Here is a 14,413-nt window from a genome sequence, read left to right on the forward strand (position 1 = left end):
ATATCGAACAGTTAATTCGAAGCAGGTATTCCCATCGCATTCAGCGTTGCAGTACTCATGGTCCCAGTCTTAGGCAAGCCCTTCAGATCCTGAAAATACCTCAACGCCTCCTGCACGCTGGAACTCATCACACCATCGATGGGCCCCTCATACAACCCAAGACTTCGCAGCTTTATCTGCACCCGCATGAGCTGCAGGCGCAGCTTCTCTGGATGCGTCAGATCGCCTGGGGGGTGAGACGCCTTGGCCCCCGGTCCCATCGGCGCCAGGCTGCTTGGAAAATGGTTGTTGCCAGAGGATGTCGCATCGTGCCCTGATCCCGCCAAGGAGCGATTCGTCCCCGATGGAGGAGGCGCAGGCTCCGGCACGAATCGATTGACCGCCGGCGGCGATGGAGCGTAGGCCGGTGCAGGAGCTGGCGCCACGTAGGCTGGAGCCGGACTGGGCGCAACATACGCAGGCGCGCGATAGCTCGAGCTCCCTCCTCCCGATCCAGAGTGGTGCGAGCTGTGGCTGGAATGGGACCTGTGGCTTGAGTGCGAGCGATGCCCTGCGAATAGGTTGTCAGCCTCAGTATTCAGCGGCCGCAGTGGCACTGCACCATCGTTGGCCAGCGGCTCCAACTCCGCTCTGGGCGATGGCGCTGCAGAGACGCTCTTCGTCATCAACAGCGGCAAGCTTGCCATGAACAGCGTCAGGTTGCGGATGAACTTGCTCATAGGCTGACCTCGCTTGTCTCGATTCTTTTTAGTGGGGCCGGCGTCCAGCCGCGCTCATGCCAGGCAAACAGGCCGACACAGTCTTTGCGGACCGAGCAGCCGTCGCATTCTTGGGCGTAAACGTTCTTCCAATCAGAAATGCTTTTGTGGGCCCACGGCCATAGCGATTGCGGCAATGAGCACAACGGGGTATTCATCAGAACGTGCCGCACGCCATAGGTTCGAAGTGTGCGAGACGTTTGCTCAAGTGCCGGAGCCCAGGCGGTGAGATCCACCTCGCACTGTTCTCGATTGGCCAGAGCGAATCCAATGGGCTCACACCCCATCAGCGCCCACTCCCTGACGAATGGAAGATTACGCACAACGAAGTTGGAGAGCTCGAGCAGGTTCTCCAATACAGAAGGAATCAGCACGGAGCGCAGTTGGACGGTCTGGCCATACTCCTGCAGCGCCAAAAGACCGGCGATCGTCTCGTCAAACGCACCTGGCGATTGCACGACGAAGTCATGCAGGAAATTCGCGTGTCCGTAGAGCGGGACCAGCCACCGCACAAGGGTATGCAGTCCGGTCAGGATTTCCTTCACCACGGCCCGGTCACTAAACATCCGGCCGTTGGTAAGCACCTCAACGACCGTCTCAGGAAACCTACGCCCGACTTCATCAAGGATCTGCCGCAGCCCATGCCTCAGAAGCAAAGGCTCGCCACCGGTGAGGCCGATCACTCTGGGGGCCCAGTCCAGATGCCTGATCGCTTGCAGAGCCTCTTCTATGAGCCAGCTGTCATCCTCCTTGGTAGGAGGCTGCGAGCACATCAGGCAGTAGCTGTTGCACCGGTTCGTCATGAACAGGGCATGGTGCGCATCGGACCTTCTCAACAGCACGATAAGCTCGGACTTCGCGCCTCTCGGGACCACGATGTCGCCGTCTTGGAGTCCAGCTCCAGCCAACCAGGCGACATTGCTCAGCCCCGCCGATCGCAGTCCGACGACGCGGCGCTGATCTTCGCTTGTCTGGGCCAGCACCAGGAAGCGGAGTTCCGGCTCCCACACGGCCGCGAGGTGTTCGAGCTCAACGACGCGGTGCACGTCGCTTGTGCAGCCAGGCTCGATGTTTGCGGAGATCTTGCGCATCACATCTCCGTGACGACGGGCTGCGCCCAGGCCTGCATGCGGGCCAAGGCTTGCTCGTCAGCAGACCGAACGGCCATGAACGCGGTATCGAAAAGGCGCATGTGCCGCTGGCAGTGCTCAGTGAGGTGTGCGGGGACAGAGAGCACTCCATGCTGCGCCAGCGCGTCGACCGGGTTCGGTGCGCAGTAGGTGTTGTATGCGCAATCGCGACAGTGCTCCACGCGATCCACATCGCTGGCCTCGATGAGCTGGCGTCGCACAGGAGAATTGAGCAGTTCTTCAAGTGAGGACCCGATACGTCCCATGCGAAGCGAATGGTCACCGGTTTCGGCCAACATGCGCGCTTCGTCAGAGGGGTACACGAAGCCATCGTAGTTGTAGACCAGGACACTGGAGCCAGCCCCGGTCGGGCTTTGAAGATCGACGTAGCCGGCATCGAAAGTCGACAGCATCTTGTTCAGCAAGATGGATGCGTAGACCTCCCTGATCTCGACGCCTTGCTCTGCCCAGTGGATCACCCGCTTCAGTCCCCGTTCATAGAACCGGAGAAAGTCGTCCGTGGAATAGCCAAGCAGTTGCTGATTGCGCTTCGCAAAGCCGTAGCTGCTGAGCGGGCGGAGGAAGATCTCACGGAACCCCTGCCTGACGTACTCGTCGACGATGTCCTCGGGGAAGGCCAGCGAGGCTTTCGTCGTGGTCATCAAGGCAGAGACAGAGTCGGAGCCTATGCGCTCGCGCGCGAGCGCAATGCCCGCCAGGGTGCGCTCATAGGCATTGCGCCCCGGTATGGGCCGGTTGAAGTTGTGGAGCTTTTGCGGGCCGTCAATGCTGGTGGACAGATATACCCCGTTCGCTTTGAAGAAGTCGCACATCTCGCCATCGAGCTGGTGCAACGTCGAGGCGACAACGAAGCGTATCCGGCGCCCGCTCCCAGCCGCTGCATGGATGCGAAGGACGGCACGCTTCACCAGATCGAATCGAAGCAGCGGGTCTCCGCCTTGGAACTCGATGGTCAGGCTAGGAGCACTGCTCTGCAGTACGGTGTCGCATGCGGCATCCAGGTCCACTATCGACATTGTGTGCCCTTGGTCGTCCAGTGACCTGCTGACCTGGCAGTACTGGCAGGAATGGGCGCATTGCAGCGTTGGGACGATGATGTGCAGTGAGGGGCCCGAGCTTCCAACCTCGCGCTTCATCGCGATCCTTGACGCCATCAACCGGCGCATTCCCTCGGAGGGTTGCTTGTCGCCAAGGAGAAACTTCGCGCGAAGTTCGGCTTGTCGGATCAACGATAACTTTGCTGGCGAGGTGGCAAAGATCTCAAACTCATCAGCCTCGAACACAGCAAAGTCGCCCGTGCTCGCCGTCGCAACGACACCACCGTCCGGAAGCACCCTGCGGCGGTAAGTAAGAGCGTGTGGCGTGTACAGCATCACGCCCTGCCGTCCCTGGCCTGGTAAATCGTAGGCATGTAGTGCGACCTCTGTTGATGCGCCCCTCCATTCGACGTGAACAAGGTTTCCCCCTCTGCGCAAATTGGCTCGAAACATTGTGCAACAAATAGGCTCGGCGCAACACTTTTCAATGACACCGCTAAGACAGGCTCGCGGCGATCATCCTCAACTGTGCTCGTGCAGCCTCAGCCCTGAAGCGCGGAATCACCCAGTTGTGGTGAGTTCCTCGGTACCGCCCGAAATGAGCTCGAGCGACCGTGCGCACAACGGAGACGATTTCCGGGTCGTAGCGAACCGCCTTCAGGGCGACGTCGCCACTTGGCAATTCCTTGACCGAGATCCAGCGCCCCTGGATCGTCACAATCTCTTCGGGCAGGAATGGGCGTGGCGGGGTGACATCTGGGTGTGCGGGCACAGTTTCTCCAAGCGCCGCCGGTTCGATGTCCATAGGCTCCGGCCAAAGCCAGGTTTTGCCTTCGGCGGCTGCCAAGATTGCCCGCTTGACTTGACCAACATCAAACGCGGTTGGCGTGAATGACTGCAAGTCGATTTCGAGTGCGGGCAGTTGCAGCCGCTCGTATGCCTGACGCTTCGCTGCATCGCAAAATGATGAGTATGCGATCTCGATGGCCACTTGCACACCGGCGGTCGTCGCAGCCAGGAGGTCCGGCCGAAGATCTCCAACGGTGACTTCTTCCTCGATGTCTGTGCACGCCAGAAGAAGCGAGGGCTCCAGCCGCGCGCCAAAGCCCAGGGTCATGGACATGGCCGCAGTGACAGGAACCACCAGGCCGCCGGCCTCGACGATCACCCGTTTTGCAAACCGGTGCAGATCTGACTCGTAGCCGGATGCGCAGGGCTCGGCGTTGGAGCTGTGCGCGAAATGGTGCTCCCGGACATCGCCCTGACGGGCGAGAACCACCTCGCCACAGACAGCGCAATGGCAATCGCAGGCCAAGCCGCGCTCGACTTCGGTCACATGAACAAAACGGTTGGAGGTGTGCAGGGCAAATAGTGACAACATGGGAGGTCCAAGAGTTGAGTGGAGGAAAACCCAGTGTTGCGATCCGATAACCTGCCAACCATCCCTGAACCGGTTGCCAACGGGTTGCCCGAACCCGTCTTGCGAGAGCTGCTGCCGTGCTTGCGGGACTGGCTGGATACCCAGCGCGATGACAACGGGGCGATGGCCCTTTTGCGTGGCTTGGTCGCCGAGTCCATCAAGGCGGAAGCCAACTCCAAGGACATCCAACTCCGTGAGTTCGATGCACAGGAGCTCGCCGAAGCCTGTGACTGGCCAGAGCAAGATGACTTCACTGCGGCGTCCAAAAGGGTCAAAGGCGTCCAATTCGATGCCTACCTCGAGAGCCGGGAACGCAGCGTTGAGGCCTTCTTCGAGAGCAAGGGCTTTGCGCGTGCCATCCGACTGGGCAAGCACTCACCGAAAGGCCGACACCGTGCCAGATGGTTTTTGGAGGCCTACGTCCCGGGCGAGCAGACGAGCCCAACTGCTCTACAACCCGTTGACCAACCGGTTGAACCGGCCCTGGGGGTCCTTAGCCAGGAGATCGAGTACGTCTACTTGCATACACCGGACATGATCTATCACTAAACCAATTCACGCTGGCTCACCTCACCACACCTCGTGACCATGTCAACGACGAAGTCACTTCCTAAGCTAGTTTTTGATCAAAAGTTGCTTTCGTCGATGACGGTCCGCAGTTGCGTATTTCGGTCGCTACTGGACGGTGGGGACGAAGTGAGTTGGACAGCTGGAACGGCGGGAGCTGGACACACAATTCGGCTCTCGTGGTCATCTCCAGATTGCTGACATGAGCTTCTGTTTAGCTTTGCCGAGTCGCCGTATCGGGTGATGCAGAGTACTTGCGCGACCAAACTGAATTCCGCTATCGGCCGAGGCTGTGTGAAAACGTCGATAGACGACTTTTGCGGGGGTACTTCAACCCTTGCGCGCATCCAGCTCGTGCGTTGTAGGCCGATCTGAGCGGTCGATTTCTTGGTGGGTCGTCAAGCCGAGGGCGTAACGCGCGTTTTCACACAGCCTCGGCCAAAAGCAGTCATTCCGTGTGAGCACTCCATGCAGCAACCCCTCAAGCTCCAGTGTAAAGACCAAGTCTTGGACTTCGAGTGCACATCCGCGACAGAGTTAAACGGGCGGCTTGTTCTATCCGAGAGCCAACGTGCTTGGCTGCGAGATCACGATCAGCGTGAAGCTGACACCGATTCGCCGTGGTACTTGGATAGCGACGGCGAGCGACTTCCAGTCGCCGAGCTTTTTAGTAGATCTCCCTGGTCGCTTCTGGTGCGCACCGGGAGCATAAAGATACTGATGCGATTCCAGGACATCGACACCGGCAAGGCGCGATTCGATTTGCCAGATCAGTATGAGGGCGAGTCTTTCCGATGGTTGCGCGAATCAGCGATGGGCAAACCACCTGACATACGTTGATTCCAGAAGCGCGAACGACTGCTATGGGGTCACGCGAACGACGGAAATGGACCCAAAGCAGCCGTTCGCCCCTTGCCCAAAGCTGCCTTTAATCACCCAAGAGCGAACATACTTCAAGACCGGCGCGATTTCGGCCCGCATCCGGCTTGGTCGATGGAGCACGCTGGGGCGCTATTGGTCGCGCAAACAGCATTTGTGCGTCGAACCTTCCAAGCCCATGCACCACCAACAATCAACGCGGCCAACACCGCAGCGATAAGTGGTCCAGTCCATTCGCCCAGCAGCCATCCCGCCAATCCAGCGGCGGGCAGCCCGCTGAGCAGCGTAACGGCGATGGGAACGGAGCAGCACGCAACGCATGCGCCTGCCAATCCGAGCGCGGCCAAAATGGGTTTTTTCATGGTATTTCTCTCAAAGCTTACCGGGGACATTCCCGTACACTGACTCTAGAACCTCAAGTAACTTGAGATGCAAGGAGAATCGAATGAATACCCTGTCGAGCGATGGGCAATTGAGCATTGGTGTGCTGGCCCAGCGCACGGGGTTCAATGTGTCTGCGCTGAGGTACTACGAGGAAATCGGGTTGATACCTCCCGCCACACGGCGGCCGAGTGGCCACCGTGCGTATGACGAGAAAGTCCAGGAGGTGCTGACGCTCATACGGCACTGCCGGGACTTCGGGTTCTCGATAGAGGAAACCCGTGCCCTTGTGTCGCTCTCCACCAGCGATGAACGCGATTGCGTGGAAGCGCGAGACATTGCTCAACGGCATCTGAGCGCGGTGCAAGCGAAGTTGGAGGAGCTGAGAAACCTGGAGCGCAGCTTGGTCAAGTTCGTGCAGGCTTGTTCTGACGATTGCATCGGTGGGCCCGCCCCCAAATGCACCATCTTGACGGACCTGAGCCTGGGTGTTACCGGTCCAGCAAAGCCCAAAGGATGCTGCGGCTCTTAGGCTGCCCGTGCCTTAACGCGAGCAGACCCCATGCCAGTGGATAGACAAGCAGCTTGAACGCCCGCTGTTGGCCGGGTGGGGCGTGTCCCGATCGATCAGCCTCTTCAGGTGCGGTGTCAGCGCCCTGAACGTCATACAGCAATTTGCAAAACGGTCAGGCACCGACGACATGCCTCAGGTAGGCGATACAGCACTGGGGTTAGTGAGTCACTTCGGCCTGGATCAACAAGCAGGGCACCCGGACTGACCCCGCGACTGCCTCCGGAACCAGCCCATAAGCGCGCTAGTGACTTTGCAGTTACCATTCATACCGATTGGTATTCGCACGAAGCAGCGCAGGGTAAATGGCGAGCGCGCATGACGCGTTGGTCTGTCCGGCCCCCCTCGTGAGTGGTAGCTCGGCATTTCTCGCTGATGCGAGGTCCTGTGCGCCGTATTTCAACGTCGCTGCGCAGAACGGATCCGTCCATCCCGGTTTAATTGACCCCGCTCGCCAGGAACAACCTATGTGGACACTAAAAAGAGCCAGCGACAAGGGCTCGAAAGAGGCAGCAGAGTCGGTGCGCTGGCTGCGCCGGATGGCGTTTTTGAGCGTGGCAGTGCCCCTGGTGATCTACGCCATTTTCGGGGTGGTGGGGTTCCTGCGTGCCACCGACGAGACCGATGCACGGGTGTCTCGGTCCCTTCGCGTTGCACATGAGCATGCCTCCAAGGTGATGGCTACGTCAGAGGCGGTCGCCGAAAAGGCCTTCTCCCTGGTCAATGGCAAGAATCCGCAGGCGTTGCACAGCATTGAGGCCTTCCTGCACGAAGAGTTGCGCAGGCGCAGCATGGACCAGCCCCAGATCCAGTCCCTCCTGGTGCTAGATGCCCAGGGCCGGCCCATCGCCAGCAGCCGCATGTTCCCGTTCCCGCGGGTCGATCTGTCCGATGGTGAGTATTTTCAGCAGCATCTGCGGGGCCGCACGGGGCCCCATCTTTCCAGGCCGCTCGTGACCCGCACGTCCAACGAGCGGGTGCTAAATGTCAGTATCCCCTTCGAGGACGACGTCGGCAAATTTGGCGGGGTCATCAACGTGGCCTTGCTCACGTCGTACTTTTACGATTTCTATGGGGATCTGGTGGCAGACGAGCCCAACCTGGCGGTGAGTCTTTTCCGGGGAGACGGCGAGATCTACACCCGCTGGCCCTACAGCGCCGACATACCGGTGAAATTGCATCCCGACGCGCCGGTAATGCAGCGGCTGCGCGCTGGCGAGGACTCAGGGCGCCTGCGTGGCTCCTCGCCGATAGACCAGAAGGAGCGCGTCATCGCCTACCGCAAGGTGGGTGACTACCCCTTGTACGTGTCCACGGCGATGCGGCTAAACGTGCCGCTGCGCGAGCTGTTTCAGCAGCTCGCGCTGTTGTTCGCCATGGGGGCGCTGCCGGTGGCTGCCCTGGTCGTCACGGCGCGGGCGGCGCTGCGAAGCGCCCGCGCTGCGCACAACACGCTGCAGGACCTGGAGCGTGAAACCGAAAGCCGCCAGCGTGCCGAAGAGGCGCTGCGCCAGGCGCAAAAGCTCGAGGCGCTGGGCCGGCTGACCGGCGGCGTGGCGCACGACTTCAACAACGCGCTGATGGTGATAAGCAACAACCTGCACCTGCTCAAGCGCACGGCACCGGAGTCGGCCCTGCGGCAGATCGAATCCATTGCCCGGGCCGTGAAGTCGGCGACCAATCTCACCCGCCAGCTGCTGGCCTTCTCGCGGCGCCAGCCCCTGGTGGCCGAGTACGTGCAGCTGCAGCACAAGCTCCCGGCCATCCAGGACCTGATCGTTCCGGTGCTGGGCAGCCGAGTGCGGCTGGACGTGCAGGTGGACCCCGCAACCGCGCCCGTGTTCCTGGACATGAGCGAGCTGGAGTTGGCCCTGCTCAACCTGAGCATCAACGCGCGCGACGCGATGCCCTCGGGGGGCACGCTGTCGATCCAGGTGCGCAATGCCGGGCCCCGGCCCGCAGGGGCACAACCGGCGCAAGAAGCCCAAGGGGCGCAGGGTGCTCAAGCCGGGATGGTCGTCATTGAGGTATCCGACACCGGTAGCGGCATTGCGCAAGACAACCTGGACAAGGTGTTCGAACCCTTCTTCACCACCAAGCCCGTGGGCGAAGGCACGGGCCTGGGCCTGAGCCAGGTGTATGGCTTTTGCCAGGGCGTAGGTGGGTACGCGGAAATTGCCAGCGAGGTGGGCAAGGGGACCAAGGTCAGTTTGTACTTGCCCTGCACGGTCTACAGGGCATCCACGCAGGAGCCCGCCGTCGATCCCTCTTTCAAGCCCCTCGGCATGCGCCTGCTGGTGGTGGAGGACAACGACGAGGTGGCCGAGTCCCTCGTCCCCCTGCTGCAGTCGCTGGGGTGCACCGTTACCCGCGTGGACCGCGCCGATAAGGCCATTTACCTGCTGCAGGAGGGCCAGCGGCCCGACCTGGTGCTGACTGACGTGATGATGCCCGGCGAGCTCAACGGAGAGGGCTTGGCAAGGCTCATCCGCGAGAAATGGCCTGCGCAGCGGGTGCTACTGATGACGGGGTATGCCGAGCAACTGGCGCGCATCTCGCAGCTGGGCTTTGATGTGCTGCCCAAGCCCTGCACGCCCCAAATGCTGCATGCCGCCATCGGCAAATCCGCAACCTAGACGCACCAAGCCGCGCACGGCGTGCGGATTGGTGGCCAGCGGTTGTCCTCCATGCGCGGTTAGCTACTGAAGTAAGCGCCTGTTGGGCACCGGGACATACCTGGCATCACAACAGTCTGCAATCAGCGCATCGAAAAGATCGAAATTGAGGGGTTTGAGCACAAGGTGGTCGGTCCCTGACCAGTCAGCGACCTCGCGGTGTTCGATGTCCCCCCGGATCGCGATCGTGATGCATTCGGCACCCCATGCTGCTTTGGCCGCTGCTTTAAGACGGTGAGACAACTCTACACCGGTGTAATCCGGAAGGTCTTCGTCGATCAATACGACATTCGCAAGCCGCTGAAGCATGTGATCAAGAGCAGCCCGTCCGGTCGTGGCTTGACGTACGCCATAGCCAGACTGTTCCAGCAGTTCGACCATGAGCTCAAGTGACTCCTTCGAACTATCAACCACGAGAATGTCCTTCACAGCCCCCCCAAAAATGGCAGATTGTGCGCCTTGGGGCCGTTTTGGGACTGGCGAAATGTTACATTTTTTGTCTGACGCGACGACTTAGAAGCACCCTGACGCAAAATGAATTTTGAGCGCAGCACCAATAGCCAGAAGTTGCATCCCACCCAAGTCCAGCGCAGGAGAGTCGACTATTCAATGCGCCAGGGGGGAACGCTTCTAGGTGAACGCGCGCGACTTCCAGAGCCATTCGCAGCTGAGTTATGCGCCAATCACGCTACGTCCTCGACGCACACCTGATTGCGGCCTTGAGCCTTGGCATCATAAAGCGCGGCGTCGCTTCTGCGCAGAAGCGCCCTGGAGGAATCCTGCGGCGCGCGAAAGCTCGCCACTCCAGCACTTACGGTTATTCGCCCAACGAGTGGCATCTGTTGTGCCGCGACACTGTCAACGATCGCTTGGGCGAGAGTGCGTGCGCCAAGGCTGTCAGTGTCAGGCAAGATAACCGCGAATTCCTCACCACCTAGCCGGCCAATGATGTCGCAGGCCCTTACGCGCTGCTCGAGTACCTGAGCCAATCGTCGCAGCACTTCGTCGCCCGCGTCATGACCAAACGTGTCGTTCACTTTTTTGAAATAGTCCACGTCCACCGATACGAGGCTCAACGGCCGTCCACTTCGGATCGCCAGGGCCACTGCAAACTCGATCTGCGTAGTAAACCCGCGTCTATTCAACAAGCCTGTCAGCGCATCCGTACGCGCCTGGAGGTCCAACGCCCGGTTCGCCGCTTCCAGCTCAGCAGTCCGAACGAGGACCTGCTTTTCCATTTCTGTGTTGGCCGTGAGCAGTCGCGCTGTCATCCCTCGCAAAGCAAATGACAGCTGCTTCACATCGCGATTTCGGTCGACAAGCGGGATCATCGCGCCAAGCTTTCCGGCTTCCACCTCGCTCGCTGCTTCACACAGAGTTTTGATGTCTTCGCTAAGGCGTCGTGCAGCAAACCATGCCAGCAGAATTGCAGCCAACGCCGCGAACGCGCCGAAAAAAAGCGTGGCATTGACGGCCCTATTGGCATCTGCAAAGGCTATGTCCACAGGTTGCCTGGCAACAATATTCCATCCAAGATCACTCGCTTGGTTTCGCGGCTGCAAAGGTACCGACGAGGTAAGGTAGCTCTTCCCATCGACCCACGATGACACCGCTGCTGGCTTCTTCAAGCCATCTGTGAAAGACGGCGGTACAGGCAGTCGTTGCTTTCCACGTTCCAGTTCACTTCTGTACGCCGGAGGTGAGTAGATCAGCGCACCTGAGCGGTCGAAAACGAACAATTCAATCGACGAAGCTTGGGTGACCGTGGGCGCAAGACTTTCCAACACATCTCTCGTCCATTCCCAACTGCCGTGCATCCCGAGCACCCCCACGGTCGTGCCGCCCAGTTCGATCGGAGCGGCAAAATCGACGAAGCGATGAGGCTCGCCGGACGCATTGGGCGGCAAAAGCTTCTCCAACAGCTTTGCAGGGTGCACGTCGCCAACGTGAAGGTCAGCAAGGCCAGCGATGAACCATGGACGCTCTCGAACGCTATTGCCTTCCAGCAAACCCTGGGTTGCGGCCTTCACGTGCCCTTCAGCGTCAGCGACTCCGATCCACAAACTGTAGGGGTCAATTGCCTGATTGCGGGCAAGAAGCTCGCGTACCTCTGGCGAGTCAAGGCCCTTCTCCCAGATGCCTCTCGCTTTGGAAAGCACCTGTACCACGCGACTACGCTCAAAAAGGCCTTGTGACAGCTGTCGACTTGCATTTTCAGCCACGGTATGGAGCACCTGGCTCGCGTCCTTTTGCACGCTAGAGCGAAGCATCCCGCCCAACCCTGCCGAGAGAACCAATGTCAGGACAACGACAAGAGCAGCGAAGACCAAAGAGAGTTGGGTCCGCAGGCCTAGTTGGCGAAATAGCGCGAGTTTTGTCATGCTGACCTCACTGAAGCGGCCAAAACATCCTCTGGCACATGGACCTTCCAAAGGCTGTTTCTGCAGAGACTACCGAGAATCAGACGTAAGATCCTAGCACTACGGATTGGCCAATTCTAGGAATATTGTCAAGAATTAAATGACAATGAAAATCATATCGATCTGGAAGCAGTTCAAGCGAGGGCGCGCCCTTTCTGATATTTTCGATTGCATGAGAATCATCACTACTGAGCACAGGCTTCGATGCGATGCGTACAACAGTTGTTGGGTGCTTCTTGTGCGACAAACGAAATGGTCAGTCGCTTCCGTAGAACTGCCAGATGGCAAGACGGAGTTCGTCTCCCCTGCTGAATCATTCGACACCGAAGAGGAGGCGCTGGATCACGCCAGAACCTGGGTATGCGCTTTCAGTGGCAAGCAATTCCAATAACGAAATCTTCTGTAGCGTTTGGGCGCTCGTGAACTGGCAGCGTCCAGTCGCCTTATCTTGTGGCAGCCAAGCTACGGTGTTAAGTGGGCTGCCAAGGATGCGGCTGTAGGTCCTCGATGCGGCTGTTGAGCTGCGCCCGAAACATTTGAGAACATCGCGCAGATAGATACAGCGCTCGCGGCGACACACGCGGGCCGACTGCACCAAGCTCATCATCACAGCCGCGCGTTGTCCGGCCAGTTCAATGACTGCGAACATCCAAGCCTCGCGCCCCATTGCCAAGGGCTTGAGCTGACGCTACAGGAGTCTGTTGTCGATGCGCACCGCACCGTCTTGGAGTTGACGCGCAAGTGCAGGTCTGTGTTTGGCCGGGGCCCATGCTACCCCTCACCGTGGATGAACGCAGCCCGATGGCCTGACCTTCACGCCCCTGGGCTTGCTTCGCTGGTGCGTGGCGGCGTGGTGGTGCAATTTGCGCCTGCGGTGGCCGACTTGGCGGGTCTGGCCAGCGCTGTGACCACAGCACTGCCGGGTGCCACGCTGAAGCCGGGTGCCGAGGGTGTACTGCAACTGGGCTTTGGCGGCACCACCTATGTGCTCAAGCCCGACTGGACGGGCGCGGGTGTCGGCACAGGGGCAGGCGCAGGCACGCACCGCATCGGGGTAGACGAACAGGGCCGCATCGTGTTCCAGGCAGGCAGTGGGCCCAAGCAACTTCTGCTGCCTGCGCTGCTTAGCACCGCTCAGGCACAGGGCATTTTCAGCGCGGCGATGCCTGGTTCGACGCTGGCCGTGCAGCCAGGCAGCAGCGACGGGGCGTTCACGCTCACTCTGGGCGGGCAGGCATGGCGACTGGTGCCGCAGTTGGCACTGCCTACTGGCGCGGCAGGCCAGAGGGAGCCCTGGCGCATGGGCGCGGACGGGGTGCTTTACCTGAAGCTGGGAACGCAGGTTCAGGTGGCTGCGAGTGGCGGACTGACTTGCCTGCGCAAACGCTCCGCTACATGTAGCGACTTAGCGAGCCCATCACCATGCGCTACTGGTGCCGCATGTCGGTGACCTGATAGCGAAATGTTGGTTTGAGGGCTCAGCTATGGCGGTGTACGCATCTACTCGCATGCAGGCACTGTCAAGTCCTCGTACCTGGCCCATCTGCTGCTGGGCAAAGGTTCGTTCAAGGTCAAGTCGGCTCGAGGTCTGCTGTTTGGCTGCACCGTCCTTGTGCCAGGAACATTGCTGCTTTTGCTTGTGGCGACAGGTGGGCTCCATCTATTGATGGATCGGCCGCTTCGAACCGCAGATCTTGCGTTTGCGATTTTTGCGTTCGGAATCGGCTGGTTCATGCTGGATCAGATTCGGACCACCTGGTGGCTGCTTGAAGATCGCATCATTCCTGCACCCGATGGCCTGGTCAGATTGACAGAGGAGCCCGCTCAGCTGGAGAGCTTCAGGGTTGATCAGGGAAGAGTCATTGGCTTGGTCCGCTACACGGCCAACTGTCCAGTGTGCGCTGCAGCGGTGGAACTCCGATACGGTCAAGGTCATAAGAGACGCAGGCTGTTCGGCTGCTGCGTTGAGGCGCCTCAAGAGCATGTGTTCACTTTTGACCGTGTTACCAGGCGAGGTACTCGGGTCAGGTAAGGAATGGCTTTGCGGTAACCCTCATGCAGCGAGGGTCGACGGGGACAGATGCCAACCGAGACGCTCGGCGGTCTTGCGCACAATCCATTCGGACTGCAAATCTGTGCACCACTTCTTGCTGAGCAGGCTCCGATAAACAGCTCTCAGCGTAGCCTCCTGATCACCCTGAAACGCAGTCAGTTTGCGCTCGCAGTAGGGCACCATCTGCACGACCAAGTCCTCACAGACCTCGAAGGCGGTAGCGACCTCGGAGGGTGAGGTACCTGGGGCGTAAAACTTTCCATCCTCTTCGGTCAAGCTCATCTTTGGATGCGCGCCAGAGAGAGCAGAAGGGATCGCGACTATCGGGAAGTCGGCAGGGATTCCGCTATAAGTGGAACGGTCGATTGACATGGTCGCTCCTTGCAATGGGAGCAACATACCTCCAAGGAGCCGGGGCTTCAAGGGCAGTACAGAATCAAGGCCACGGTGTTCGTGCATTGCTTTGGTCCAGGCCCTGCCCCATCTTCAGCAAAAGCAGTG

The 14,413-nt window shown here is 59.7% G+C and carries 13 protein-coding genes; 5 read left to right on the forward strand and 8 right to left on the reverse strand.

Annotated elements, in window-relative coordinates:
- Nucleotides 1–11: 11 nt before the first annotated feature.
- The 4 genes from hxsA to ACSQ9E_RS22275 all read right to left on the reverse strand — a co-directional run bounded on the left by hxsA (nt 12) and on the right by ACSQ9E_RS22275 (nt 4,327).
- A complete protein-coding gene (gene hxsA / locus ACSQ9E_RS22260; protein ID WP_082604271.1) occupies nt 12–719 on the reverse strand; it encodes a His-Xaa-Ser repeat protein HxsA in 708 nt (235 codons plus the stop codon).
- On the reverse strand, nt 716–1,849 hold the full coding sequence (gene hxsC, locus ACSQ9E_RS22265; protein ID WP_057203500.1) for a His-Xaa-Ser system radical SAM maturase HxsC: 1,134 nt from the start codon (nt 1,847–1,849) through the stop codon (nt 716–718). The genes hxsA and hxsC overlap by 4 nt, the downstream gene beginning before the upstream one ends.
- Nucleotides 1,849–3,282 (reverse strand): His-Xaa-Ser system radical SAM maturase HxsB, encoded by a 1,434-nt coding sequence (hxsB, locus tag ACSQ9E_RS22270; protein ID WP_082604270.1) that lies wholly within the window; start codon nt 3,280–3,282, stop codon nt 1,849–1,851. The genes hxsC and hxsB overlap by 1 nt, the downstream gene beginning before the upstream one ends.
- A 160-nt stretch (nt 3,283–3,442) precedes the next feature.
- Nucleotides 3,443–4,327 (reverse strand): competence protein CoiA family protein, encoded by an 885-nt coding sequence (locus tag ACSQ9E_RS22275; protein WP_057203499.1) that lies wholly within the window; start codon nt 4,325–4,327, stop codon nt 3,443–3,445.
- Nucleotides 4,328–4,360: 33 nt separating this feature from the next.
- Here ACSQ9E_RS22275 and ACSQ9E_RS22280 point away from each other — a divergent pair, with 33 nt between their 5' ends.
- The 4 genes from ACSQ9E_RS22280 to ACSQ9E_RS22295 all read left to right on the forward strand — a co-directional run bounded on the left by ACSQ9E_RS22280 (nt 4,361) and on the right by ACSQ9E_RS22295 (nt 9,400).
- Complete coding sequence (locus tag ACSQ9E_RS22280) at nt 4,361–4,915, forward strand: hypothetical protein (protein ID WP_157412587.1); 555 nt, start codon at nt 4,361–4,363, stop codon at nt 4,913–4,915.
- Between the two features lie 486 nt (nt 4,916–5,401).
- Nucleotides 5,402–5,773, forward strand: coding sequence for a hypothetical protein (locus ACSQ9E_RS22285; protein ID WP_057203497.1), 372 nt, complete (start codon nt 5,402–5,404; stop codon nt 5,771–5,773).
- 484 nt (nt 5,774–6,257) lie between these two features.
- The gene (locus ACSQ9E_RS22290; protein ID WP_057203496.1) at nt 6,258–6,725 is read left to right on the forward strand and encodes a MerR family transcriptional regulator; all 468 of its coding nucleotides are present in this window, start codon (nt 6,258–6,260) and stop codon (nt 6,723–6,725) included.
- Between the two features lie 506 nt (nt 6,726–7,231).
- A complete protein-coding gene (locus tag ACSQ9E_RS22295; RefSeq protein WP_082604269.1) occupies nt 7,232–9,400 on the forward strand; it encodes a hybrid sensor histidine kinase/response regulator in 2,169 nt (722 codons plus the stop codon).
- A gap of 63 nt (nt 9,401–9,463) precedes the next feature.
- On the opposite strand, the gene ACSQ9E_RS22300 is transcribed toward ACSQ9E_RS22295, so the two are convergent.
- The 3 genes from ACSQ9E_RS22300 to ACSQ9E_RS22310 form a co-directional block, all read right to left on the reverse strand.
- Nucleotides 9,464–9,868: a response regulator gene (locus ACSQ9E_RS22300; RefSeq protein WP_057203494.1), complete on the reverse strand. Its 405-nt coding sequence runs from the start codon at nt 9,866–9,868 to the stop codon at nt 9,464–9,466.
- Nucleotides 9,869–10,122: 254 nt separating this feature from the next.
- Nucleotides 10,123–11,820: a sensor domain-containing diguanylate cyclase gene (locus ACSQ9E_RS22305; RefSeq protein ID WP_057203493.1), complete on the reverse strand. Its 1,698-nt coding sequence runs from the start codon at nt 11,818–11,820 to the stop codon at nt 10,123–10,125.
- A 352-nt stretch (nt 11,821–12,172) separates the two neighbouring features.
- A complete protein-coding gene (locus tag ACSQ9E_RS22310) occupies nt 12,173–12,508 on the reverse strand; it encodes a hypothetical protein (protein ID WP_157412585.1) in 336 nt (111 codons plus the stop codon).
- A gap of 138 nt (nt 12,509–12,646) precedes the next feature.
- Here ACSQ9E_RS22310 and ACSQ9E_RS22315 point away from each other — a divergent pair, with 138 nt between their 5' ends.
- Nucleotides 12,647–13,309: a hypothetical protein gene (locus ACSQ9E_RS22315; RefSeq protein WP_436219200.1), complete on the forward strand. Its 663-nt coding sequence runs from the start codon at nt 12,647–12,649 to the stop codon at nt 13,307–13,309.
- 603 nt (nt 13,310–13,912) lie between these two features.
- Here the strand turns inward: ACSQ9E_RS22315 and ACSQ9E_RS22320 are convergent.
- Nucleotides 13,913–14,284 (reverse strand): hypothetical protein, encoded by a 372-nt coding sequence (locus tag ACSQ9E_RS22320; RefSeq protein WP_235514680.1) that lies wholly within the window; start codon nt 14,282–14,284, stop codon nt 13,913–13,915.
- Nucleotides 14,285–14,413: the final 129 nt, after the last annotated feature.

The organism is Acidovorax sp. LjRoot118 (assembly GCF_964253575.1).
Taxonomy (GTDB): Bacteria; Pseudomonadota; Gammaproteobacteria; order Burkholderiales; family Burkholderiaceae_C; genus Acidovorax.

Bases quoted from the DNA above. Each gene is read 5' to 3' on its own strand.
- ACSQ9E_RS22275 (WP_057203499.1), bottom strand. From the start codon at position 4,327: ATGTTGTCACTATTTGCCCTGCACACCTCCAACCGTTTTGTTCATGTG.
- ACSQ9E_RS22310 (WP_157412585.1), bottom strand. From the start codon at position 12,508: ATGTTCGCAGTCATTGAACTGGCCGGACAACGCGCGGCTGTGATGATG.
- ACSQ9E_RS22295 (WP_082604269.1), top strand. From the start codon at position 7,232: ATGTGGACACTAAAAAGAGCCAGCGACAAGGGCTCGAAAGAGGCAGCA.
- ACSQ9E_RS22305 (WP_057203493.1), bottom strand. From the start codon at position 11,820: ATGACAAAACTCGCGCTATTTCGCCAACTAGGCCTGCGGACCCAACTC.
- ACSQ9E_RS22285 (WP_057203497.1), top strand. From the start codon at position 5,402: ATGCAGCAACCCCTCAAGCTCCAGTGTAAAGACCAAGTCTTGGACTTC.
- hxsA (WP_082604271.1), bottom strand. From the start codon at position 719: ATGAGCAAGTTCATCCGCAACCTGACGCTGTTCATGGCAAGCTTGCCG.
- ACSQ9E_RS22315 (WP_436219200.1), top strand. From the start codon at position 12,647: ATGAACGCAGCCCGATGGCCTGACCTTCACGCCCCTGGGCTTGCTTCG.
- ACSQ9E_RS22320 (WP_235514680.1), bottom strand. From the start codon at position 14,284: ATGTCAATCGACCGTTCCACTTATAGCGGAATCCCTGCCGACTTCCCG.
- ACSQ9E_RS22290 (WP_057203496.1), top strand. From the start codon at position 6,258: ATGAATACCCTGTCGAGCGATGGGCAATTGAGCATTGGTGTGCTGGCC.
- hxsB (WP_082604270.1), bottom strand. From the start codon at position 3,282: ATGCTGTACACGCCACACGCTCTTACTTACCGCCGCAGGGTGCTTCCG.
- hxsC (WP_057203500.1), bottom strand. From the start codon at position 1,849: ATGCGCAAGATCTCCGCAAACATCGAGCCTGGCTGCACAAGCGACGTG.